Annotated in this window: 25 protein-coding genes; 17 read left to right on the top strand and 8 right to left on the bottom strand. The window is 69.4% G+C overall.

Annotated features, from left to right (window positions below):
* Positions 1-45: 45 nt before the first annotated feature.
* The 11 genes from ACZ7OI_RS27855 (at position 46) to ACZ7OI_RS27905 (ending at position 11,005) form a co-directional block, all read left to right on the top strand.
* Positions 46-1,029 (top strand): LacI family DNA-binding transcriptional regulator, encoded by a 984-nt coding sequence (locus ACZ7OI_RS27855; RefSeq protein WP_470230535.1) that lies wholly within the window; start codon positions 46-48, stop codon positions 1,027-1,029.
* Complete coding sequence (locus tag ACZ7OI_RS27860; RefSeq protein WP_470267098.1) at positions 1,026-2,063, top strand: class I mannose-6-phosphate isomerase; 1,038 nt, start codon at positions 1,026-1,028, stop codon at positions 2,061-2,063. The genes ACZ7OI_RS27855 and ACZ7OI_RS27860 overlap by 4 nt, the downstream gene beginning before the upstream one ends.
* A gap of 5 nt (positions 2,064-2,068) precedes the next feature.
* Entirely contained in the window at positions 2,069-2,833 is a 765-nt protein-coding gene (locus ACZ7OI_RS27865; RefSeq protein ID WP_470267099.1) for an ATP-binding cassette domain-containing protein, read from the top strand.
* Positions 2,830-3,873 carry an ABC transporter permease gene (locus ACZ7OI_RS27870; RefSeq protein ID WP_470267100.1) on the top strand — a complete coding sequence of 348 codons (1,044 nt, stop codon included), beginning with the start codon at positions 2,830-2,832 and terminating at the stop codon, positions 3,871-3,873. The genes ACZ7OI_RS27865 and ACZ7OI_RS27870 overlap by 4 nt, the downstream gene beginning before the upstream one ends.
* A 31-nt stretch (positions 3,874-3,904) precedes the next feature.
* The gene (locus tag ACZ7OI_RS27875; RefSeq protein ID WP_470267101.1) at positions 3,905-4,906 is read left to right on the top strand and encodes an ABC transporter substrate-binding protein; all 1,002 of its coding nucleotides are present in this window, start codon (positions 3,905-3,907) and stop codon (positions 4,904-4,906) included.
* Positions 4,907-5,005: 99 nt separating this feature from the next.
* Positions 5,006-6,055, top strand: a complete 1,050-nt coding sequence (locus ACZ7OI_RS27880) for a sensor histidine kinase (protein WP_470267102.1) — start codon at positions 5,006-5,008, stop codon at positions 6,053-6,055.
* A complete protein-coding gene (locus ACZ7OI_RS27885; protein ID WP_344269743.1) occupies positions 6,052-6,807 on the top strand; it encodes a LytR/AlgR family response regulator transcription factor in 756 nt (251 codons plus the stop codon). Before ACZ7OI_RS27880 ends, ACZ7OI_RS27885 begins: the two co-directional genes overlap by 4 nt.
* Positions 6,808-6,889: 82 nt before the next feature.
* Positions 6,890-7,240 (top strand): DUF485 domain-containing protein, encoded by a 351-nt coding sequence (locus ACZ7OI_RS27890; protein ID WP_470267103.1) that lies wholly within the window; start codon positions 6,890-6,892, stop codon positions 7,238-7,240.
* A 1-nt stretch (position 7,241) separates the two neighbouring features.
* A complete protein-coding gene (locus tag ACZ7OI_RS27895) occupies positions 7,242-8,954 on the top strand; it encodes a sodium/solute symporter (protein WP_470267104.1) in 1,713 nt (570 codons plus the stop codon).
* A gap of 72 nt (positions 8,955-9,026) precedes the next feature.
* Positions 9,027-9,377 carry a DUF485 domain-containing protein gene (locus tag ACZ7OI_RS27900; RefSeq protein ID WP_470267105.1) on the top strand — a complete coding sequence of 117 codons (351 nt, stop codon included), beginning with the start codon at positions 9,027-9,029 and terminating at the stop codon, positions 9,375-9,377.
* Entirely contained in the window at positions 9,374-11,005 is a 1,632-nt protein-coding gene (locus ACZ7OI_RS27905; protein ID WP_470267106.1) for a solute symporter family protein, read from the top strand. The genes ACZ7OI_RS27900 and ACZ7OI_RS27905 overlap by 4 nt, the downstream gene beginning before the upstream one ends.
* A gap of 55 nt (positions 11,006-11,060) precedes the next feature.
* On the opposite strand, the gene ACZ7OI_RS27910 is transcribed toward ACZ7OI_RS27905, so the two are convergent.
* From ACZ7OI_RS27910 to ACZ7OI_RS27925, 4 genes are all read right to left on the bottom strand, one after another.
* On the bottom strand, positions 11,061-11,801 hold the full coding sequence (locus ACZ7OI_RS27910) for an isocitrate lyase/PEP mutase family protein (RefSeq protein WP_470267107.1): 741 nt from the start codon (positions 11,799-11,801) through the stop codon (positions 11,061-11,063).
* A complete protein-coding gene (locus ACZ7OI_RS27915) occupies positions 11,798-12,256 on the bottom strand; it encodes a carboxymuconolactone decarboxylase family protein (protein ID WP_470267108.1) in 459 nt (152 codons plus the stop codon). Before ACZ7OI_RS27915 ends, ACZ7OI_RS27910 begins: the two co-directional genes overlap by 4 nt.
* Positions 12,253-12,459, bottom strand: coding sequence for a hypothetical protein (locus ACZ7OI_RS27920; RefSeq protein ID WP_470267168.1), 207 nt, complete (start codon positions 12,457-12,459; stop codon positions 12,253-12,255). The genes ACZ7OI_RS27915 and ACZ7OI_RS27920 overlap by 4 nt, the downstream gene beginning before the upstream one ends.
* A gap of 108 nt (positions 12,460-12,567) precedes the next feature.
* Positions 12,568-13,305, bottom strand: a complete 738-nt coding sequence (locus tag ACZ7OI_RS27925) for a peptidylprolyl isomerase (RefSeq protein ID WP_470267109.1) — start codon at positions 13,303-13,305, stop codon at positions 12,568-12,570.
* Positions 13,306-13,422: 117 nt separating this feature from the next.
* Between ACZ7OI_RS27925 and ACZ7OI_RS27930 the strand changes: the two genes are divergently transcribed.
* The gene (locus ACZ7OI_RS27930; protein WP_470267110.1) at positions 13,423-14,391 is read left to right on the top strand and encodes a trypsin-like serine peptidase; all 969 of its coding nucleotides are present in this window, start codon (positions 13,423-13,425) and stop codon (positions 14,389-14,391) included.
* 42 nt (positions 14,392-14,433) lie between these two features.
* Here ACZ7OI_RS27930 and meaB read toward each other — a convergent pair whose 3' ends face one another.
* The gene (gene meaB, locus ACZ7OI_RS27935; protein WP_470267111.1) at positions 14,434-15,396 is read right to left on the bottom strand and encodes a methylmalonyl Co-A mutase-associated GTPase MeaB; all 963 of its coding nucleotides are present in this window, start codon (positions 15,394-15,396) and stop codon (positions 14,434-14,436) included.
* A gap of 1 nt (position 15,397) precedes the next feature.
* Positions 15,398-16,585, bottom strand: coding sequence for an acetyl-CoA C-acetyltransferase (locus ACZ7OI_RS27940; protein WP_470267112.1), 1,188 nt, complete (start codon positions 16,583-16,585; stop codon positions 15,398-15,400).
* A 140-nt stretch (positions 16,586-16,725) separates the two neighbouring features.
* Between ACZ7OI_RS27940 and mce the strand changes: the two genes are divergently transcribed.
* Complete coding sequence (mce, locus tag ACZ7OI_RS27945) at positions 16,726-17,181, top strand: methylmalonyl-CoA epimerase (protein WP_370939745.1); 456 nt, start codon at positions 16,726-16,728, stop codon at positions 17,179-17,181.
* A gap of 57 nt (positions 17,182-17,238) precedes the next feature.
* On the opposite strand, the gene ACZ7OI_RS27950 is transcribed toward mce, so the two are convergent.
* Entirely contained in the window at positions 17,239-17,832 is a 594-nt protein-coding gene (locus tag ACZ7OI_RS27950; RefSeq protein ID WP_470267113.1) for a TetR/AcrR family transcriptional regulator, read from the bottom strand.
* A gap of 33 nt (positions 17,833-17,865) precedes the next feature.
* Positions 17,866-18,234, bottom strand: coding sequence for an SPW repeat domain-containing protein (locus ACZ7OI_RS27955; RefSeq protein WP_116206640.1), 369 nt, complete (start codon positions 18,232-18,234; stop codon positions 17,866-17,868).
* Between the two features lie 201 nt (positions 18,235-18,435).
* Between ACZ7OI_RS27955 and ccrA the strand changes: the two genes are divergently transcribed.
* The 4 genes from ccrA to ACZ7OI_RS27975 all read left to right on the top strand — a co-directional run bounded on the left by ccrA (position 18,436) and on the right by ACZ7OI_RS27975 (position 22,800).
* Positions 18,436-19,776, top strand: coding sequence for a crotonyl-CoA carboxylase/reductase (gene ccrA, locus ACZ7OI_RS27960; RefSeq protein WP_470267114.1), 1,341 nt, complete (start codon positions 18,436-18,438; stop codon positions 19,774-19,776).
* Between the two features lie 129 nt (positions 19,777-19,905).
* Positions 19,906-21,165, top strand: coding sequence for a chromosome segregation protein (locus tag ACZ7OI_RS27965; protein WP_470267169.1), 1,260 nt, complete (start codon positions 19,906-19,908; stop codon positions 21,163-21,165).
* 56 nt (positions 21,166-21,221) lie between these two features.
* On the top strand, positions 21,222-21,671 hold the full coding sequence (locus ACZ7OI_RS27970) for a universal stress protein (RefSeq protein WP_470267115.1): 450 nt from the start codon (positions 21,222-21,224) through the stop codon (positions 21,669-21,671).
* Between the two features lie 4 nt (positions 21,672-21,675).
* Positions 21,676-22,800 carry an adenylate/guanylate cyclase domain-containing protein gene (locus ACZ7OI_RS27975; protein ID WP_470267116.1) on the top strand — a complete coding sequence of 375 codons (1,125 nt, stop codon included), beginning with the start codon at positions 21,676-21,678 and terminating at the stop codon, positions 22,798-22,800.
* The last annotated feature ends 512 nt before the right edge of the window (positions 22,801-23,312 follow it).

Raw genomic sequence — 23,312 nt, forward strand, 5'->3', positions numbered from 1 at the left:
CGGGACGCGGACGGACTCCCCCGCCCCGCCAGCAGGCGGGCCACGATGAGCGATGTGGCCCGGCTGGCCGGCGTCAGCATCAAAACGGTGTCGCGGGTCGTCAACGACGAGCCCGCGGTGCATCCGGACACCGCCGAGCGCGTGGTGGCCGCGATCGAACAGCTGGGGTTCCGGCGGAACCTCGGCGCCCGCAACCTGCGCCGCGGCTCGACCACCGGCACCATCGGCCTGGTCGTCGAGGACGTCGGCAACCCCTTCTACTCCGAGCTGAACCGCGCGGTGGAACGGATCGCGACGTCGTTCGGCAGGCACGTGCTGACCGGGTCGTCCGGCGAGAATTCCGACCGCGAACGCGAACTGTCGCTGGAGTTCTGCGCGCGGCGCGTGGACGGGCTGCTGATCGTGCCCGCCGGGCTGCAGCACGGGTATCTCGTGCCGGAGATGCGCGCGGGCACGCCAGTCGTGTTCCTCGACCGCCCGGCAGGCGACATCGTGGCCGACACCGTGCTCGTGGACAACCTCGGCGGCACCATCGAGGCGGTCGGCCACCTCGTGCGGCACGGCCACCGCCGGATCGCGTTCCTCGGCGACAGCCCGGACATCTTCACCGCCGCCGAACGGCTCCGCGGGTTCCGCGAAGGCTGTGTGCGCAACGGGATCTCCTACGACGAGAGCCTCGTGGCGATGCAGACGCCGACCCCGGAAACCGTCGGCCATGCCGTGCGCAAGCTGATCGGCGGGCCGAATCCGGCCACCGCCGTGATCGCGGGCAACAACCGGGTCGCGGTGCACCTGCTGCGCGCGCTCGCGCATTCCGAGCACCGGCCCGCGCTGGTGAGCTTCGACGATTTCGAACTGGCGGACCTGCTCGACCCGCCGGTCACCGTGATCGCCCACGACGTCAGCGCCCTCGGGCACGCAGCGGCCGAGCTGCTGTTCGCCCGCATCCAGGGAGACCAGTCCGCCCCGAGAAAGGTAGTTCTGCCCGTGCACCTAGTCGCCCGCGGTTCCGGTGAGGCCGCCCTGTGACCAAGCACCTCGAGCCGGTCGCGCTCCCGGCCAACCAGCCGCCGCAGTTCTACCGGGGCGGCGACGCCATCGCCGCGCTGCGCGGCGCCACCGGCACCGACTCGAAATTCGGGCCGGAGGACTGGGTCGGTTCCGTCACGACCATGTACGGCCAGGAGACCAACGGTCTCACCAAGCTGCCCAGCGGGATCTGGCTGCGCGACGCGGTCGGCGGCGACCCGGACGCGTGGCTGGGCGCGGCGCACGTCGCCAAACTCGGCGACTCGACCGGCTTGCTGGTCAAGCTGCTCGATGCCGGACAGCGGCTTCCGGTGCACTTCCACCCGACGGATTCCTTCGCCCGCAAGCACTTCGACTCGCACTTCGGCAAGACCGAGGCGTGGATCGTGGTCGGCACCTACGGCGACGACCCGCGCGTGTACCCGGGTTTCCGGGAAACGCTGAGCAAGGAAACCGTCGCCGAATGGACCCGCGAGCAGGACGCGCCGAGCATGCTGGGCGCGCTCAACAGCATCCCGGTGCAAGCGGGCGACACGGTCTACATCCCGGCCGGGCTGCCGCACGCGATCGGCGAGGGCGTGTTCGTCGTCGAATTGCAGCAGCCGACGGACTTCTCGCTGACCCTGGAGTGGCGTGATTTCCTTGCCTCGCCGGAAAAGGGTCACCTCGGGATCGGCTTCGACACCGCGATCGAAACGCTCGACGCCTCGGGCTGGGACGACGACCGGCTCAAGACGATCGTGAAGCACACCTCCGGCGACGAAGCGACCACTGTGGACTTGCTCGCGCCGGGCTCCGCGGAGTTCTTCCGCGCTGACCGGATTCAGTTGTCCGGCAACGCCTTTTCTCTCGACCCGTCGTTCAGCGTGCTCGTCGCGCTCGACGGCGAGGGCATCCTGCGTACCGAGCACGGCGGCGAGTTCCCGATGGCCAAGGGCGACACCTACGCGGTGCCGTTCTCCGCGGGCCAGACCGAGCTGTCCGGGTCGCTCACTGTCATCCGCTGCCGCCCGCCTGCCCCCGAAGGGAGTTAGCGCCGATGAGCGAGGTCCTGCTCGACGCGGTGGACCTGACCAAGCACTACGGATCGGTGGAAGCCTTGCGCGGCGCGTCTTTCCAGGCGCGTGCGGGCGAGGTGACCGCATTGATCGGCGACAACGGCGCGGGCAAGTCCACGCTCGTGAAGTGCCTGTCCGGGGCCGAACAGCCGACGTCGGGCCGGATCTTGCTCGACGGGAAAGAGGTCCACCTCGATTCGCCGGTGGCCGCGCGCCGGGCCGGGATCGAGACGGTGTACCAGGATCTCGCCGTCGCGCCGGACCTCGATCCGGCGGCGAACCTGTTCCTCGGCCGGGAAATCCCGCGCAAGGGCATTCTGGGAAAGCTCGGCATGCTGGACAAGGCGGAGATGCGCCGCCAGGCAGTGGTCGAGTTCGAGAAGCTCGGCGTCACGCTGCAGAGCACCGAAGTGTCGATCGGCTCGTTGTCCGGCGGGCAACGGCAGAGCGTCGCGGTGGCGCGGTCGGTGGCCTGGGCGTCGAAGGTCGTGTTCATGGACGAACCGACCGCGGCGCTGGGCGTGCGGCAGCGCGGACGGGTGCTGGACGTGATCAAGAAGGTCCGGGACAAGGGCATCGCGGTGGTGCTGATCAGCCACAACATGCCTGAGGTGCTGTCGGTGTCGGACCGGATCGAGGTGCTGCTGCAGGGCAGGCGCGTCGCCCGGTTCTCCGGGCCGGACACGAAACTCGAGGATCTGGTCGCGGCGATGACCGGGGCGCTGGTCCAGGAGGAGGCGGCATGAGCGCACCGGTCAAGGACATCCAGACCGCTGTGGACGGCGAGTTCGTCAAGCCTCCGCTGGGCAAACGGCTCGTCGGAGCCAACACGTTCTGGATCGCGCTGGTGCTGATCGCGCTGATCGCGGTGTTCACCGCCATCGCGCGCGGCCAGTTCGCGAATCTGTTCACCTTGCAGACGCTGCTGAACGAAACGTCCGTGCTGCTGGTGCTTTCGGTCGGCATGACGTTCGTGATCATCACCTCCGGCATCGACCTGTCCGTCGGATCAGTGCTGATCTTCGCCGGGATGGTCGCGGGCAAGACCATGGAAGCGCTCAGCGGCGGCAACGCCACGCACGCCGGCTGGGGCGTCATCACCGTCGGGCTCGTCGCGGCGGTGCTCGCGGGCACGCTCTGGGGCCTGATCAACGGATTTCTCATCGCGGTGGCGGGCATCCCGCCGCTGATCGTCACGCTCGGCACCATGGGCGCCGCGCTCGGCGTGTCGTACCTGCTCAACAACGGGTCGGACGTGCGCAGCGTGCCCACCGAACTGAACCAGACGCTCGGCTACGGCACACTGTTCGGCGGGATCCCGGACCTGGTGCTGGTGGCCGTGGTGATCACGCTGATCGGCGCGTGGCTGCTGCACACCACGCGGTTCGGCCGCTACACGTTCGCGGTCGGCTCGAACGCCGAGGCGGCGCGCCGCTCCGGCATCGGCGTGACCGCGCACCTGCTGAAGGTGTACCTGCTCACCGGTTTCCTGGCCGGGATCGCCGGTTTCATGTCGCTGGCGTACCAGAACTCGACCACGATCTCGGCGCACACCAACGACAATCTGAACGCCATCTCCGCGACGGTGATGGGCGGCACCAGCCTCTTCGGCGGCGTCGGCTCGATGCTCGGCACGGTGATCGGGGTGTTCATCCCGGCAGTGCTGAACAAGGGCTTGAACATCACCCACGTGCAGGACTACTGGCAATACATCGCGATCGGCGCGGTCCTGATCGCGGCGGTGTGGTTCGACCAGCGCCGTCGCCGCAAGCGCAACTCCCGCTGAATCGGTCCCCGAGTACAAAGAGGTGCTTACGATGAAGTTCAGCAAAACCTTCCTCGCCGCGGGGACTCTCGCGTCCGCGGCGATGCTGGTGGCCGCGTGCGGCGCCGGGCAGATCGGGCAGAGCGGGTCCGGGGACAAACCCGGCGAGAACTCCGCGAACAGCAAGAAGCTGGCGCTGGTGCCGGGCGTGCAGGCGGAGCCGTTCTACATCTCGATGCAGTGCGGCGCGGAGGCGGAAGCGAAGAAGCTCGGCTACGAGCTGACCACGCAGGCGCCGCAGAAGTTCGACGCGGCCATGCAGACCTCGATCGTGAACGCGATGGGCTCCAACCCGCCCGCCGCGCTGCTCGTCGCGCCGACCGACGACCAGGCGATGCTCGCTCCGATCCAGCTGGTGAAGGACCGCGGCGCGAAGATCGTCGAGGTCGACACTTCGCTCAAGGACAAGAGCGTCGCGGTGTCGTCGGTTTCCTCGGACAACGCCGAGGGCGGCAAGCTCGCCGCGCAGACCATGGCGAAGCTGGTCGGCGACAAGCCGGGTTCGGTGCTGATCCTCGACACTATCGCGGGCACGTCCACCACTGCCGCCCGCGCCAAAGGCTTCGAGGACGAGCTGAAAAACCACCCGAACCTCAAGTCCGCGGGCATCCAGTTCACCAAGAACGAACCGGACCAGGCCGCGTCGAAGGTGACCGCGGCGCTGGTCTCGACGCCGGACCTCGTCGGGATCTTCGCCACCAACCTCAACACCGGCGAGGGCGCGGCGACCGGCCTGCGCAACGCGGGCAAGATCGGCAAGGTCAACCTGGTCGGCTTCGACGCCAGCCCGTCCGAAGTGGACGGTCTGAAGAAGGGCGAGTACCAGGCGCTCATCGCACAGGACCCGGCGCAGATCGGCACGAAGGGCGTCGACCAGGCGGTGGCCGCGCTCGAAGGCAAGCCGAACGAGCGGAACCTGACCGCGCAGCTGCACTCGATCACCAAGGACGACCTGGACGCCAATTCGAAGTACTTCTACAAGCAGAGCTGCTAGCCTCAGGCTCGACCGAAGGGGACTTTCCGCACGGAAAGTCCCCTTCGCCGTGTTCGGCGCTAGTATCAACTCCCCCAGGTACCCGAGGGGAGGCCGTCGATGACCGAGAGTGCCCGGCTGCCGTGGCGCTCCCGCCCGGACGCCGTCGGCGTGCTCGGCGCGGCGCGGAAAGTCGCCGACGACCTGAAGGACGGCCTGTCCGGAGTCCGCGCCCGACGCGCCGCACACGGTCTGCGACGGCTGTTCGGCGTGGCCGGGCTGGGGCTGGCCGATCTGTCCGGCACCTTGATGTGGTCCGGCCGCCCCGGCGCCGACGACGCGGTGTCCCAAATTCTGGACGACGTGCTGCACCAAGAGGAACCGATCGCCGCGAACGGGGTGACGGCGGTTCCGTTGCATGTCCACGATGAACTGGCGGGCGCGTTGCTGCTGGTCGGCGAGGTGCCTGGCGCGGTGACCCGGCAGGCTTCGGACCTCGTGGTGCAGGCTTTGGAGCGGGGTCGGCTCGAAGCTTCGGCGGACCAGGCAGCGCAAGCCGAACTCCGGGCGCTGCGCGCGGAGATGTCGCCGCATTTCGTCTACAACGCGCTCACCGTCATCGCGTCGTTCGTCCGGTCGGAACCGGACCGCGCCCGCGATCTGATGCTGGATTTCGCCGACTACACCCGCTACAGCCTGTCGCGGCACGGCGAGTACACCGTCGTCGCCGAGGAGTTCCGCGCGGTGGAGACGTATCTCGCGCTGCAGCGGGCGGTGCTGGGCGAAAGACTGAAGGTGCAGGTGCGCGTCGCGCCGGAAGTGCTTGCGGTGGCGGTGCCGTACCTGGTACTCGAACCCCTCGTGGAAAACGCGATCCGGCACGGCATCGAGCCGCGGTCGGGCACCGGGCTCGTCCAGGTGCACGGACAGGCGGAAGGGAACGACTGCGTGATCAGCGTCGAGGACGACGGGGTCGGCATGGAGCCCGAGCGCGCCGCCGCCATCCTCGCGGGCAGCGGCGACGGCACCGGGCTCGGAATGGCCAATGTGGACAGACGACTGCGCACGGTCTACGGGGCCTGGTACGGGCTGACCGTGGAAACCGCGGTCGGCGAAGGCACCCGGGTCGTCCTGCGAGTACCGCGGTTCCAGCCGGGGGTGCTGCCGTGAGCGGGCTGCGGGTGCTGGCTGTCGACGATCTCGCGCCGGCGTTGGACGAACTGTGCCGGATGCTGCGCGAAGCACCGGAAGTCGGCGAGGTCGTCGGCGCGAGCGATGCGTTGAAGGCACTGAAACTGTTGCAAGCAGACCATTTCGACGCGGTCTTCCTCGACATTTCCATGCCCGGCTTGGACGGGCTGGAACTCGCGACGCTGCTGGCGAAACTGTCCGAGCCGCCGGTGATCGTGTTCGTCACCGCGCACGACGGGCACGCGGTGGCCGCGTACGGCATCGGCGCGGTGGACTATCTGCTCAAACCGGTTCGTACGGAACGGCTTTCCGCCGCGCTGGCGAAGGTAACCCGCCTCGTGCCGAGTGGACGCCGGAAGTCCTCGCCGGACGCGATGGCCGCTCTGCCGGTCGATTCCGGCGGCCGCACTCGTTACGTCCGGCGCGACGATGTGCTTTTCGCCGAGGCCAACGGCGATTACGTCCGGCTGCACACGCGCGGCGGCGTGCATCCAGTGCGGATGCCGATCTCGCGGCTCGAGGAGTATTGGGAGGGCACCGGATTTACCCGGGTACACCGCGGATTCCTGCTGGCCGTGAGCGCGGTGCTGGAGCTGCGCAGCGACACGACCGGCGGATTGCTGGCGCACACCGAGGCTGGCGATGTGCCAGTGAGCCGACGGCACGCGCGGGATCTTCGGGACCGCTTGCTGGAAGCGGCACAGCGCGGGCAGCTCGGGAGCACCCGGTGAGCCGCTCGTGCGTCGCGGCTCGTGAGCGGCAATCCCGGTTAGAACCGGCGTTGCCGCGCACGAAGGTTGCGCGGGCCGTCCGGTGAGCCGTACCAGACGCGTCGCCGTCACCAGTCCGCAGACGAGGCTCGCCCGGTCGCGGCGGCTCGAACGCGGCCGGTGGCGGATGCCCCGCCTGCGCGCGCCGGAAGCGGAACGCGCGGCGGTGCTGTACCGGATCCAGCGCCGTCGCGGAATCCCCGCGCTCGTGGCGATGTTCGTGCTGGTGCTGGGCTTGCCGGTGCTGTTCTCGCTCGCCCCGTCGCTCGACAGCGTGCGGGTGTGGGGAATTCCGCTGTCCTGGCTGCTGATCGCGGTCCTGCCGTACCCGGTGCTGGCCGGGCTCTCGTGGTGGCAGCTGCGCCGCGCGGAGAAGATCGAGGACGATCGGTGAAATGGACATCGCGCTCGCGGTAGCCCCGGTCGTCCTCGTCACGCTGCTCATCGGCGTGCGCGGGGTCGCCGCCATGCGCACGACCTCCGACTTCCTCGTGGCCTCACGGCGAATCTCCCCCTTCGTGAACTCCGCCGCGGTCTCCGGCGAATACCTCTCCGCCGCGTCGTTCCTCGGCGTCGCCGGACTGATGGTGAAGGACGGCGTCGGCGCGCTCTGGTATCCGGTCGGCTTCACCGCGGGCTACGTCGCGATGCTGGTGCTCGTCGCCGCGCCCATGCGGAGATCCGGCGCGCTCACCGTCCCCGACTTCGCCGAGGCGCGGCTCGCCTCCCCCGCGCTGCGCCGTCTCGCCGCGGTTGTCGTGCTGGTGATCGGAACCATCTACGTAGTCCCGCAATTCCGCACGGCCGGGCTGGTCCTCACCGCAGTCGGCGGAACTCCGTACTGGGTCGGCGTGGTCATCGCGGGCACCGCAGTCAGCGTCACGCTCGCTCTGGGCGGGATGCGCGCGGCGACGTACGTCCAGGCGTTCCAGTTCTTCCTGAAACTGGTGCTGTTCCTCGTTCCCGCGCTGTGGCTGGTGCTCCACGTCGGCTCCGAAACCCGCGACGCCAGCCTCACGCCGGTCGAGTTCACCCGCTTCTCGCACGCCACCCCGGTGCAGTTCGACCACGACGTCACCCTCACCCTCCGCGAACCCACCGCGATCGAGGGCCGCGGCACCGTCCCGCCGGGACAATTGGCGGTGCACAAGGGAGAACAGCTCACCTTCGCCGCCGGTACCCAGGTTCCCGGCGTCAGCGGAGAGGTCGCGCTCGGCGGGCCGGACTGGCAGCGTCCGCTGCTGGAGATCGACAAGGGGTACCCGCTGCTCGGCACCTGGGCGGTCCTCATCGCGACCGTCCTCGGCACGATGGGCCTCCCGCACGTCCTGATGCGCTTCCACACCAGCCCGGACGGCCGCGCCGCGCGCCGCACGGCCGCGATCACCGTGGCGCTGCTCGGAGTCTTCTACCTCTTCCCCGGCATCTACGGCGTGCTCGGCCGGGTGCTCGTGCCGCAGCTGTACCTGTCCGGCAACACCGACACCGTGGTCGTCGCGCTGCCCTCGCAAGTCGATCACAGCTGGGCCGGGCAACTGTTCACCGCTTTGCTCACTGCGGGCGCGTTCGCGGCGTTTCTGGCGACGTCATTGGGATTGCTGCTGGTGATGTCCGGCGCGATCGCCTACGACCTGATGCCCGGCGGCCTGCGCCGCCTGCGGGTGACAGTCGTGTTCGCCGCGATCGCGATGGTGCTGCTCGCGCTGCCGTCCGCGCGGCTCGACGCCGGAGTGCTCGTGACGTGGGGGTTCACCGTCGCCGCTTCCACGTTCTGCCCGCTGCTCGTGCTCGGCATCTGGTGGCGGCGGCTCACCGCGGCAGGCGCTATCGCGGGTGTGCTCACCGGACTGGCGGCCTCGTCCGGGTCAATCCTCTTCGCGCTGGCCGGACCGCCGTTGCAGGGTTGGGTGGCGATCTTGGTCTCGCAACCGGCACCCTGGTCGGTGCCGCTCGCGTTCGGCGTGATGACCATGGTGTCACTGCGCGGGCGCCCACCGTCCTGGGCCGAGGCCGCGATGCTGCGGCTGCACCTCGACGAACGCCCTTCGTCCGTTTCCGGTGACCGTTCGTCAACCGTTCGTCGCGCGGCGAGACGTTTGAGCCGCTGACGGTTCCGCCGGCTCGGAGTCCTCCCTACTGTGTCGCGGGCCACATCCGCAGCGTCGCACAAGGGAGATCCCATGAGCGCAGGCGACCCGTCCGGCGCACCGCCGGAAACGATCTGGGAGCAGGCGCACGACAGCGCCGAGTTCCGCGAACTCCGCGGCCGGCTGCGCCGGTTCGTGTTCCCGATGGCCGGCCTGTTCCTCGCCTGGTACCTGCTCTACGTCCTGCTCGCCGACTACGCGCACGGATTCATGAGCACGAAGATCACCGGCAACTTCACCGTCGGCCTTCTCTTCGGGCTGCTGCAGTTCGTCTCCACGTTCCTCATCACGTGGCTGTACGTGCGCTACGCCAACAAGAAGCTGGACCCGCTCGCCGAGCGGATCAAGGACGACATCGAGAACCCGGCGAAGGAGGCGGAGTGAAGACACTCGCCGCGAGCGTCGAGGGCAGCAATCCCACGCTCAACATCACCATCTTCGCGCTGTTCGTGGTCATCACCCTGGTGATCGTGTTCCGCGCGAGCCGCAACACGAAGACCGCGTCCGACTACTACGCGGCCGGCCGCGCGTTCACCGGCCCGCAGAACGGCATCGCGATCTCCGGCGACTATCTGTCGGCGGCGTCGTTCCTCGGCATCGCCGGCGCCATCGCGGTGTACGGCTACGACGGGTTCCTGTACTCGATCGGCTTCCTGGTGGCGTGGCTGGTCGCGCTGCTGCTGGTGGCGGAACTGCTGCGCAACACCGGCAAGTTCACCATGGGCGACGTGCTGGCGTTCCGGATGAAACAACGTCCGGTGCGCGCGGCGGCGGCGGTTTCGACGCTCGTGGTGTCGTTCTTCTACCTGCTGGCGCAGATGGCGGGCGCGGGCGGTCTGGTCGCGCTGCTGCTGGGCATCGAGGGCAAAGCCGCGCAGTCGCTGGTGATCGCGGTGGTCGGCGTGATCATGATCGCCTACGTCCTCATCGGCGGCATGAAGGGCACCACCTGGGTGCAGATCATCAAGGCGGCGCTGCTGATCATCGGCGCGCTGGCGATGACGCTGTGGGTGCTCGGCAAGTACGGCTTCAACTTCTCCGCGCTGCTGCAGGGCGCGGTCGACAAGGCGGGCCACGCCGGCGAAGCGCTGCTCGGACCGGGCAAGCAGTACGGCAAGGACGGCACGACGAAGCTGGACTTCTTCTCCCTCGGCATCGCGCTGGTGCTGGGCACCGCGGGCCTGCCGCACGTGCTGATGCGCTTCTACACCGTGCCGACCGCGCGCGAGGCGCGTCGTTCGGTGGTGTGGGCGATCGTGCTGATCGGCGTGTTCTACCTGTTCACCCTGGTGCTCGGCTACGGCGCGGGCGCGCTGGTCGGACCGGACGCGATCAAGAAGGCGCCGGGCGGCGTGAACTCCGCGGCGCCGTTGCTGGCGCTGAACCTCGGCGGCCCGGTGCTGCTGGGGTTGATCTCGGCGATCGCGTTCGCCACGATCCTCGCCGTGGTCGCGGGATTGACGATCACCGCGTCCGCCTCGTTCGCCCACGACGTGTACGCGAACGTGCTGAAGAAGGGCAAGGCCAACACCGGTTCGGAGGTCCGGGTCGCCCGGATCACCGCCGTGGTGATCGGCATCGTCGCGATTCTCGGCGGCATTCTGGCGAATGGGCAGAACGTCGCGTTCCTGGTGGCGCTGGCCTTCGCGGTGGCGGCTTCGGCCAACCTGCCGACGATTCTGTACTCGCTGTTCTGGAAACGCTTCAACACCCAGGGCGCGCTGTGGAGCATTTACGGCGGGCTGATCGTGACGATCGTGCTCATCGTGTTCTCGCCCGCCGTTTCCGGGAAGCCGGTCGACCCGAAGACGGGCAAGAGCGCGTCGATGCTGCAGGGTGTCGACTTCCACTGGTTCCCGCTCGACAACCCGGGTCTGGTGTCCATCCCGATCGCGTTCATCCTCGGCTGGCTCGGCACGATCCTGTCGAAGGAACACGACAAGGCGAAGTACGCCGAAATGGAAGTCCGGGCGCTGACCGGCGCGGGCGCGGAAAAGGCCGTGCAGCACTGAGTTTTACGCACTGAAACCGCTGGGTGCCGCTTCTTCGCGGCACCCTGCGGTTTTTTCAATAGGGCAGCTTCCCCTGCGCGATCCCGTCGAGGGAGCCTTCCAGCACACGGCGCAGATACCGCCACAACCCGGCCCCCAGGGAAATCCGGGCTACCCCCAGTTCGGCAAGCCCGGCCAGACCCGGACCGCCGGGAAGCGCCGAAGCATTGACCGGACCGCCCACCTGACGGACGAATTCGGCCAGCACTTCCGGCGAACGCACGAGAATCGGGTACACGCAGTCGGCGCCGGCTTCGAGGTACGCGCGCCCGCGGGCGACAGCGTCGTCGAGCACCGCTTGCTCGTCCGGCGCCCCGAGGAACGAATCCACCCGCGCGTTGACCACAAGCCCGTCGCCGGCCGCGCGGCGCAGCTCGGCGAGCCACTCCGCTTGTTCCGCCGCCGGTCGCTGACTGCCCTTGCCGTGGTCGGTGTCCTCGATGTTGCAGCCGACCGCGCCGATTTCCTTCAACCGGGCAGCGAGATCCGCCGCGGCCAAGCCGTATCCAGCCTCGGCATCGACGGTCACCGGCACCGACACCGCGTCCACGATCCGCTTGGCCGCAGCGAGCATCTCGTCCGCGGACGCGCCCTCGTGGTCCGCCTGGCCCAGCGCCGCAGCGACCGCCGCGGAACTCGTTGCCACGATGGGAAATCTGGCCGCTTCCACCGCCTGCGCGGTATCCGCGTCCCAGGCGTTCGGCAGGATCAACGGTTTCCCCGGGACATGCAGCGCCCGCAGCTTCCCGGCGGTCACTCCGCACGCTCCGGCAACGCGGCGTGGCTCGCGACCATGAGCCGGTTCCAGGTGTTGATGGCGACGACGCACCACGCCAGCGCGCGATACTGGTCCTCGGTGAACACGCGGACCGCCTCGGCGTAGACGTCTTCGGGAACGTCCTTGTGGTCCGAGATCAGGGTCATCGCCTCGGTGTAGGCGAGCGCGGCACGTTCCTGCTCGGTGAACAGTTCGGTCTCGCGCCACCCCTCGAGCACGTAAAGCCGCCGCGGCGCTTCCCCGGCCGCGACGGCCTCCGCCGCGTGCATGTCGAGACAGAAGGCGCATCCGTTGATCTGCGACGCGCGCATCTTGACCAGCTCGATGAGCTTCACGTCGAGCCCCGCGTTCGCGCTGGCCTTCTTCACCTCGCCCTGCAGGTGGGACATCGCTTGGTACAACCCGCCCGTGGCGAGCGGGATTCGCTTCGTCATGCCATCCACGCTAATCGGGATTGGCCTAGGCGGGTGGTCCAGTTCGGCGTCGGTGGCGTGGGCCAGTCAGGGCGCGTGGCCGAGCGTTGCGGAGCCGGATTCCGCTGAATTCCGGCGTGCTGGCGGGTCACCGCGTCCCAGAACGGCCAGAGGTTCGCCAGCACTCGCAGCTGAATTCCCGCCTGCTCGTGCAGGCGCAGCAGGTCGCCGACCGGTTCCGCCGGTCCGAGCGGCTCGTGATCCCCGGGTCTTCAGAGAAGTGCAGCACCTGGCCAGACTCGGGTCGCACCTCTACCCGGCCAGGCGCGACCTCAGCGACCACAGAACAAGCACAACGGCAAAACCAGCTCGAGATCCGTCTTCCGGACCGGCTTCCCGTCCACCGGCGTCTTCCCGGGCGGCGTGTCCGCGTCCGGCTGGATGCCGCCCGCCGCGACGCGGTCCAGCGTGCGCAGCCCGGCCGAGCCGACCGTGCCGAAGACCGTGTAGTTCGGCAGCAGGCTGGAATCGCCGTACACCACGAAGAACTGCGAGCCGTTCGTGTCCGGTCCGGCATTCGCCATGGCCAGCAGGCCGCGCGCGTACGTCCGGCGCTTGCCGGTCGGGTCGGAGGGCGCGGGCGGGAGCGTCGTGGGGAGTTCGTCGCGGAACTTGTAGCCAGGGCCGCCCTCGCCGGTGCCCGACGGGTCGCCGCACTGCAGGACCTTCAGCGTCGGGTACGCGGTGAGCCGGTGACAGGTCGTCTGGTTGTAGAAGCCGTTGGCCGCCAAGTGCAGGAAGCTCTGCACGGTGCACGGAGCCTGCGCGCGGTTGAGCTTCAGCGGGAGCAGGCCCTGGTTGGAGAACACGGCGACGTCGACGCTGCCGCGGTCCGGCGTGTGCTTCGGATCGCGCGGGAGCGAAACCGGGCGCACGGCGGGATCGTCCGGCGTCGAGGTGTACTGGCACGGCCCCGAGGTGACCTTCGGCGGCACCGGAGCCGCCGAAGCCGGTGCAGCAACGGCGACCAGCGACAACGCGGTCAGCACGGACACGAGCAGTTTCTTCATTCCGGTTCCCTCCCAGTGCACGGAGGATCGCAGTATAGGGACGGGAAACTGCCCGCGCTTCCGGCGAAAGTCGCATCCTGACCGGTTCCTGACACCCGTCTCCTACCGTGCGGTTTCATGATCACTCCCCTTCTCGCCGGGCTGGTCGCCGGACTGCTCGCCGTTCCCGCCGGTCCCGTGCAGCAACCGCTCGCGTCCTCCGCCGCCGAACAGCAGGCGGTGTTCGCCTACTGGACCCCGCAACGGCTGGCCGCGCTGACCGAGCCGTCGTCGCAGAACCCGCCGAAGAGCGGTCCCGACGGCGCCCCGTGGCCGGACCCGCTCCCGAAGACGGTCGGCCGGCTGTTCTACACCGACCACGGCGAGGACGCGAGCTGCACGGCGACCGTCGTCCGCAGCAAGAACCGCAGCACGATCGTCACGGCCGGGCACTGCGTCAACGACACCGATCTCCTCGGTGAGCACAACGCCTGGAACGCGCACCTCATGTTCGTCCCCGGCTACCACGACGGCCAGGCGCCGTACGGAAAGTTCGCCGCCCGGATCGGCGTCGCCGACCGCACCTGGCTCGCGAACGATCAGCAGAACGCGCGGAAGTTCGACACCTACGACCAAGCCTTCGCGGTCCTCGGCCCGAACGAATCAGGACAACTGGTACAGGACGCGGTCGGCGCGCAGCAGATCGGGTTCGACCGGCCAGGCGCGGCGAAGGTGACCCAGTTCGGCTACCCGCGGGCGGCATCCGATCCGGCTCGCGAGGGCCTGCCGGAGTACACCGGGGCGCGGCTGGCGTATTGCACCGGCACCGCACGGCAGTGGACCGGCACGCCGACTTATCCGGACTCTCCCGATCAGTGGGGCACGGCGTGCGTCATGGGCGGCGGTTCGAGCGGCGGCCCCCGGTTGCGGGACTTCAACCCGACGACCGGTCTAGGCACGGTCGTCGGAGACAACACTCACGCGGGATTCTTTGCCGCGGACGGGAAACCGTGCGAGCGCGATGCGGGCTGCACACGGTACTTAGTGGGGCCGCAGTTCAGCAGCAAGGTGACGAAGCCGTTGTACGAGACCGCGCAAAGGTCGTGAGTATTTATTCCGGTTAGAACCGGGATAAACACTCACGAGCCGTTAGCCCTTCAGCTCCGCGATCAACCGGTCCGCCGCCGCGAACGGGTCCAGTTCCCGGGCCACCACTCGCGCCGCCAAGTCGCCCAGCCGGTCGCCGTGCCGGAGATCCGCCAGCTCCGCGTGCAACCTCCGCAACGCGATCGCGGCGACTTCCTCCCGGGCGCGGGCGGCGCGGCGGCGGTCCAATTCCCCATGCGCGACAAGCCATTCGTGATGTGTGCGCAACGCCGACACCACCTCATCGACGCCCTCGCCCTTCGCCGCGACTGTGCGGACGATCGGCTGTCGCCAACTCGGCCCGCGCAATTCGCGACGCGCCAAGGTGATCATCTGCTTCAGGTCGTGCACCGTCGCGTCGGCGCCGTCGCGATCGGCTTTGTTGACCACGAACACGTCCGCGATCTCCAAGACACCGGCCTTCGCCGCCTGGATGCCGTCGCCCATTCCCGGGGCCAGCAATACCACCGTGGTGTCGGCCAGTTTCACAACGTCCACTTCGGACTGTCCAACCCCGACAGTCTCGATCAGCACCACGTCGAACCCGGCGGCGTCCAGCACCCGCACCGCCTGCGGGGTAGCCCACGAAAGGCCGCCGAGATGTCCCCGGGTGGCCATCGAGCGGATGAAGACGCCGGGATCCGTGGCGTGCTCGGTCATCCGGATCCGGTCGCCGAGCAAAGCACCGCCGGAGAACGGAGACGACGGGTCGATCGCCAGCACCCCGACCCGCAAACCCTCGCCGCGCAAGGCGGTGAGCAGCGCGGACGTCGACGTCGATTTGCCGACCCCGGGCGGACCGGTCAGCCCGACGACGCGAGCGCGCCCGGTGTAGGGCGTCAACGCTCGGGCGATGTCCGCGACTCGCGGCGAAGAGTCCTCGACAAGCGAAATGAGCCGGGCGACCGCGCGCGGTTGTCCTTCCCGCGCGCGGCCGACCAGCTCATCGAGGTCCGGGCCGGGCAACTTACGCCGACGGAACGCGGATCAGCAGCGCGTCGCCCTGGCCGCCGCCGCCGCACAGCGCGGCCGCGCCGAGACCGCCGCCGCGACGGCGCAGCTCGTGCACCAGGTGCACGGCCAGCCGCGCACCGGAAGCGCCGATCGGGTGGCCGAGCGCGATCGCGCCGCCGTTGACGTTCACCTTCGACTCGTCCAGCCCGAGCTTCTCGCTCGACACCAGGCCGACCGCGGCGAACGCCTCGTTGATCTCCACCAGGTCCAGGTCGCCGACCTCCAGCTTCGCCTTCTTCAGCGCGGCGAGGATCGCGTTCGACGGCTGCTCGTGCAGGCTCGCGTCCGGACCGGCGACGACGCCGTGCGCGCCGATCTCGGCCAGCGGCGTGATGCCCAGCTCGGCCGCCTTCTCCGGGCTGGCCACGATCACCGCGGCCGCGCCGTCGGAAATCTGCGACGCCGACCCCGCGGTGATGGTGCCGTCCGAGGCGAACGCCGGACGCAGCTTCGCGAGGCTGTCGCCAGTGGTGTCCGCGCGCACGCCCTCGTCGGTGGAGAACACGACCGGGTCGCCCTTGCGCTGCGGGATCGACACCGGCGCGATCTCCTCGCGGAAGAACCCGGCCTCGATCGCGGCCGCGGCCCGCTGGTGCGAACGCGCGGAGAACGCGTCCTGCTGCTCGCGGGTGACGCTGTAGCGAGCGTTGTGCTTCTCCGTCGAAACGCCCATCGCGACCTGGTCGAACGCGCAGAACAGGCCGTCGTAGGCCATGTGGTCGACCAGCGTGGTGTCGCCGTATTTGAAGCCCGCGCGGGACTTCGGCAGCAGGTGCGGCGCCTGCGTCATCGACTCCTGGCCGCCCGCGACGACGAGGTCGAACTCGCCCGCGCGGATCAGCTGGTCGGCGAGCGCGATCGCGTCGAGGCCGGAAAGGCAGACCTTGTTGATCGTCAGCGCCGGAACGTCCATCGGGATGCCCGCGGCGACCGCGGCCTGGCGCGCCGGGATCTGGCCCGCGCCGGCGGTGAGCACCTGGCCCATGATCGTGTACTGGACCTGGTCCGGGGAGACGCCCGCCCGTTCGAGCGCGACCTTGATCGCGATCCCGCCCAGCTGGGCTCCCGAGAAGTCCTTCAACGAGCCGAGCAGCCGCCCGATCGGGGTACGGGCAGCGCCCAGGATCACGGAACCGGACACGTCGTCCTCCAAAGCATCGGTGCACTGGCAGTGTTCCCACGATACGGCCTGGACGGGCTTCCCGGCGCGTCTTGATGGAGCCAGTGTGAGGGGGCGCACGCGGGGTTGTCCGAGGCCGGGCGGGGCTTATCCTCCCCGGTATGGACACCGAGCCCAGCGCATCCGTGCTCAAGCCCTTCGTGACCGCGATCGACCACGTCGGCATCGCCGTGCCCGACCTCGACGCGGCCATCGCCTTCCACCGCGACCACTTCGGCCTGGAGGTCGCGCACGAGGAGGTGAACGACGAGCAGGGCGTGCGCGAGGCGATGCTGCGCGCCCCGGGTACCGCGGGCACCGAGACGATGATCCAGCTGCTCGCCCCGTCCCGGGACGATTCGACGATCGCGAAGTTCATCGGCCGCAACGGGCCCGGCCTTCAGCAGCTCGCGCTGCGAGTGTCCGATGTGGACGCCGCGGCGGAGGCGCTTCGGGCGCAGGGACTGCGGCTGCTGTACGACGCGGCCAAGCGCGGAACGTCGAACAGCCGGGTCAACTTCGTGCATCCGAAGGACGCGGGCGGGGTTTTGGTCGAGCTGGTCGAGCCCGCGCGCTAAAAAAAGCTCGTGAGCGGCGACGCCGGTTCTAACCGGCATAAACACTCACGAGAACTCTCACGAAGCCGGAGCTGGCGGCTTTCCCTTCGGCACCCGCGCCGCCAAGGCGTTCGCCACGAACGTCAGCTCGCCGTCGAACTCCGCCGGTCGGTCGTCCCCGGTGTGCCGGGCCGTCGCGTGCCGGTGGGTGACCGCTCGGGCCAACAGCCCGGACGCGTTGTCGATGTCCGCCCCGGCGAGCCGTCCGCCGGTCGCGGCCACGATCACCGACCGCATCAGCCGGACCAGTTGCTGGAAGCGTTCGGACAGCGCGTCGCGGACCACGTGGTGCGTGTCGGCCTCGCGCCACAACAGGTGCGAGAGCCCGAGCGAGCCGGTGAACCGACGGTCGAGTTCGCCGACCAGTCTGCGCAGGGAACCCGCCAGGTCGCCGGGAACGACGACCGCGGCGGGTTCGATGCGTTCGTCCGGCAGCCGGTCGACCAACGCGGCCAGCAGGTCGGACTTGCGGCGGAAGTAATAGTGGACCAGGCCCTTCGGGACCCCGGCGCGCTCCGCGATGCGGGACGTCGGGGTCGCCTCGAAGCCGGACTCGGCGAACAGCTCCTCCGCCGCGCACAGGATCCGTTCCTTCGCCGAGTCGTCGGTCATGTCACCTTCCTAGCCGGAGCTCCGCTGCCCCGATCAGTGCTGGCCCGCCATCCGGTGGGCGGCGTTGGCCTCCGGCATCGCGGCCGCGCCGGCGATGATCGTCAGCGCACCGCCGACCCAGGACGTCCACGACGCCCCGTTGAATTCCGTATACCCCATCACCCACGGCGCGATGAACAGCAACGCGCCGAGGACGATCTGCACGCCCTCGCCGTAAACCATGCTCGGCGTCGCGAGCGACACCAGGCCGTCGATCGCGATCAGCGCACCGAGGACCACCATCGTCCACACCATCGTGGTGTTCGTGCTCAGCCAAAGGGGTGAAAGAGCGGCGACAACACCAATCACGACCTCGGCCCAGTCGTAGGGCCGCGTCCAGGCGCGCGTCGAGACTTCACTCATTCGTGCTCACCTCCGCCGGAAAAGAGCCGTTCAGGGAGATTTCCCAATTCCGACTATGCGCCTTGACTGGCCAGCCGGTCAAGATTCGTTGGTCACACTTCGACTCGTACACAAGGCCTTTGTCTCGTACAGTGAGGCCCCCGGTTACCGACGAGTAATTTCGTCCTGTCGCGCGCCGCGACCGACCCCTGGAGGTTCCCGATGTCGCACCTCGACGAGATCCAGCAGGCGATCCTGAACGGCCGCCTCGACGCGATCGCCGAGCTGCCCGTGCCCGAGACCTACCGGGGCGTCACCGTGCACGCGGACGAGGTCGACATGTTCGAGGGCCTCGAAAGCCGGGACAAGGACCCGCGCCGCTCGCTGCACGTCGACGACGTCCCGACGCCGGAGCTCGGCCCGGGCGAGGCGCTGGTCGCGGTGATGGCCAGCGCGATCAACTACAACACCGTCTGGACGTCGATCTTCGAGCCGATCCCGACGTTCAAATTCCTCCGCAAGTACGGGAAGCTCTCGCCGCTGGCCAAGCGGCACGACCTGCCGTACCACGTCGTCGGCTCCGACCTGTCCGGCGTCGTGCTGCGCACCGGCGCGGGCGTGCACAACTGGAAGCCCGGCGACGAGGTCGTCGCGCACTGCCTGAACGTCGAACTGGAAGGCCCGGACGGGCACAACGACACGATGCTCGACACCGAGCAGCGGATCTGGGGCTTCGAGACGAACTTCGGCGGGCTCGCCGAGATCGCGCTGGTCAAGGCCAACCAGCTGATGCCGAAGCCGGCGCACCTGACCTGGGAGGAATCCGCCTCGCCCGGCCTGGTGAACTCGACCGCGTACCGGCAGTTGGTGTCGCGCAACGGCGCGGACATGAAGCAGGGCGACGTCGTGCTGATCTGGGGCGCGTCGGGCGGGCTCGGCTCGTACGCGACGCAGTACGCGCTCAACGGCGGCGCGATCCCGGTGTGTGTCGTGTCCAGCCCCGAAAAAGCCGAGATCTGCCGCAAGCTCGGCGCGGAGCTGATCATCGACCGCACCGCCGAGGGCTACAAGTTCTGGAAGAACGAGAACGAGCAGGACCCGAAGGAATGGCAGCGCTTCGGCGCGAAGATCCGCGAGCTGACCGGCGGCGAGGACCCGGACATCGTGTTCGAGCACCCGGGCCGCGAGACCTTCGGCGCTTCCGTCTACGCCGCACGCAAGGGCGGCACCATCGTCACCTGCGCGTCCACCTCGGGCTACATGCACCAGTACGACAACCGGTACCTGTGGATGAACCTCAAGCGGATCATCGGCTCGCACTTCGCCAATTACCGCGAATCGTGGGAGGCCAACCGGCTGATCGCGAAGGGCCTCATCCACCCGACGCTGTCGAAGACGTACTCGCTCGAAGAGACCGGCCAAGCCGCCCTTGACGTGCACCGCAACGCACACCAGGGCAAGGTCGGCGTGCTCGCCCTCGCCCCGGAGGAAGGGCTCGGCGTCCGCGACGAAGAGCTGCGCGCCAAGCACCTCGACGGAATCAACGCCTTCCGCGGCGCTTGAGGGCAGACCACCTGCCTCTTCGGTCCGGCCGCTCGCCGCACGAGCGGCCGGACCCCGTGGGTGCTCACCCGTCCGTGACCGCGGAGCGACTACGGTGGGGGCATGAGTCTTGGCGATGAACGCGAACTCGTGCCGCTGGGAGCCGGCTTCGACGTAGCGAAGCGGGGGTACGCCCGAGCGCAGGTCGACGAGCACCTCGAACGGCTCGACGGCGACCTGAAGATGCTCACCGCCGACCGCGACGCCGCCATCGCCCAGTCCGGCGACCTGGCCCGGCAGCTGGAAGTCGCGCGCGGCGAGATCGCCGATCTGCGCGGTCAGGTCGACCGGCTCGCGCAGCCGCCGACGAGCGTCGAGGGCCTGTCCGAGCGCCTCCAGCGGATGCTGCGGCTGGCGCAGGACGAGGCCGCCGACACCCGCGCCCGCGCCGAGGCCGAAGCCGGCCACATCCGGGCCAAGGCGGAGACCGACGCCAGCGCCATGCGCGCCCGGTACGAGCAGCTGCTCACCGAGCTCGACCTGCGCCGCAAGGAGATGGAAGCCGAGCACCGCAAGGTGCTCGAGGACGCGCGCGCCGAGGCGAAGCGGATCACCGACGAGGCCGAGGCCGAGCGCAAGAAGCTCGACGCGGAGTCCGAGGCCCGCCGCACGCAGGTCGAGGAAGACTTCGAGATCGCCATGGCCACCCGCCGCGCCGAGGCGATGCGCGTGCTGGCCGAGCAGGAGGCAGCCAGCAAGGCCGAGGCCGAACGCCGGGTCCGCGAGGCCGCCGAGGACGCGGCCGCGATCCGGGCGAAGGTGCTGGAAGAAGAGACCGCGGCCAAGGCCGACATCGACCGTCGCCAGCGCGAATCGGTCGCCGACGCGAACAAGCGCCGCCAGGACTCGATCACCGAGGCCAACGCGCGGCTCGCGGAAGCGGCCGACGAGGCCCGCCGCCGCGTCCGCACCGCCACCGACGAGTCCAACCGCCGGATCACCCAGGCCAACGAGCGGGTCGAGGCCCTGCGCACGGTCCGGGCGAGCCTGGCCGAGCAGGTCCGGTCGGCGCGCACCGTGCTGGCCGAGGCGCAGCACGTGCTCGGCGAGACCGACGGAGCCGTTCCCGCGGACATCAAGGCGGCCGTCGAGGAGGCCAACGGGTCCGGGCCGAAGTCCGCCGCGATCGGCACGCAGGCAGGCGGCGCCACCGCAGCGGGTGCGCAGGGCGGCAAGCCCAGCACTCCGGCCGGGCAGAACTCCGCTGGTCAGGGTGCCAAAAACGCCCCCGCGAACAGCGGAAAGCCCGCGGCGAACCGCGACGTCGAGCAGACCGTCCGGCTGCGCACGTCCGACGTGCCCAAGCCGCAGCCGCAACCGCGCCCGGCGGGAAAACCGACTGGCGAGTAACCTTCCCCCGCGAAGGGGCCGCGCCGCCCCGCTGACCGATCGCCGGGAGGTTGTGGATGGCTGTCTATCGGACTGTGGTGGTGGGCACGGACGGGTCCGACTCGTCCTTCGCCGCGGTGGACAAGGCCGCTGGGGTGGCTGCTGACGCAGGGGCGACGCTCGTCGTCGTCTGCGCGTACCACCCGGCCAGCCGCCAAGACGTGGAACGCGCGCAGGACGAGCTGGGCGACGAGGCTTACCAGGTAGTCGGGTCCGCGCCCGCTGAGGACACGCTGCAGTCCGCGCGGGATCGTGCCGCGAAGGTCGGTGCCGCGAACATCGAAACGGTCGCGCTGGAAGGCCAGCCGGTCGACATGCTGCGGAAGGTCGTGAAGGACCGCAAGGCTGACCTGCTGGTGGTCGGCAACCGCGGCCTGAACACCCTCGCCGGGCGGATCCTGGGCTCGGTCCCGGCGGAAGTGGCCCGGAAGTCGGGCGTCGACGTGCTGATCGTGCACACCACCTGAGTCCGTGGCCGATACTTCCCGGGACCTGCAGCAGCGCCTGGAACGCGCCCTGCTCGGCGGGCCCCGCCGCTACACCCGGCTCGAAGTGGCGAAACGGGCGGGCGTACCCGAAGAACGCTCGCGCCGGCTGTGGCGGGCACTGGGTTTCGCCACCGTCGAAGACGACGAGATGGTGTTCACCGACGCGGACGTCGAAGCCATGCGCATCGCCGACGGTCTGGTGAGCTCCGGACTAGTCGCGCCCGGCATGGAAGTCGCGGTGACCCGTGCCCTCGGCCAGCACCTTTCCCGGCTGGCCGAGTGGCAGGTCCACATGCTGTGGGAACTGATCACCGAGAATCCGGAACTCGCCCGCAGCGACCGCCAGGTGACCCGTCTGGTGGAACGCCTGCTGCCGGAACTGGAGCAAGTACAGAACTACGTCTGGCGCCGCCACCTGGCCGCGTTTGCCGGTCGCGCCTTCGCCAGCCCCGATGAGGATCTGGAAACGCGCGCCCTGGTCGTCGGCTTCGTGGACATGGTCGGCTACACCCGTTTCACGAGAGAAGCCGACGAGGAAGAGCTGACCCAGGTCCTGGACGGCTTCGAATCCCTGGCCACCGAGGTCATCGCCGAACACCACGGCCGGGTCGTGAAAATGATCGGCGACGAGGTCCTCTTCGTCACCGACTCCCCCGCCGACGGCGCGGAAATCGCCCTGACGCTGGCCGAACGCACCGGCGAGGACGGCGGCCTGCCCGCAGTCCGAGCCGGAATGGCGTCGGGCCGGGTGCTGTCCCGCTTCGGGGATGTCTACGGCTCCGTCGTGAACCTGGCCGCCCGGCTCACGTCAGCCGCGCGCCCCGGAACCGTGCTGGTGGACCGAGAACTCGCCGGGGAGCTGGAATCGCTGCCGGAGTTCGACCTCCGCACCCGCCGCCCCATCGCAGTACGCGGCTACAACCGGCTCCGCCCGTCGGCGTTGCGCAGGGCGAAGGACAAACCCACCGGCCGCTTCGCGTCGTCTCAGGCGCTGGCCGCGGAAATGCTGGGCCTAGGCGACCCCGCTCCGCCCGAAACTCCCGCCCCCGACGACTTCCCCACTCCGCCCACGCCCCCCACGTCACGGAAACGCCGCCGACGCCGGTGACGCCCGTTCCGTGAGGGCCACCCTGAGGGACTCTGATTCCGTCAGGGTTCCCCTCACGACCCGCCGTAGTCCGTGAGGAGCCCCTTCACGGACTTGGGTTCCCTCAAGGGGCCCTTCACAGCCCCCGCCCAACCGGGGCCGGGTGCTGAAGTCACCAGGCGCTAGCCGTGCGCCCCACCCGCTCAGCCGGCAGCCGCGCGCTGAACTCGCCGGGCGCTAGCCGCAGGCCCCACCTGCTCAACCGGCGCAGCCGCACGCCAAAGCCGCCAGGCACTAGCCGAGCCTCCCAACAAGCAGCCGCGCGCCATACCCACCAGAGCACTCACCCCCGCGCACCCCCCACCCCACCGCAGCCACCCCACCCAGCCAACTCAGCGCAGCCACACCCCCCGCACCCCGACACGAAGCCAAAAACACGGCGCGGAGGTGGTTTTTCAGGAATCTTTTCCCCCCTTGCAAAGACCCCCCCACCGTCGTCCCACTCCACCTCTGGGTGTCCCCCCCCAACCACC

The organism is Amycolatopsis sp. NPDC114503 (genome assembly GCF_055633655.1).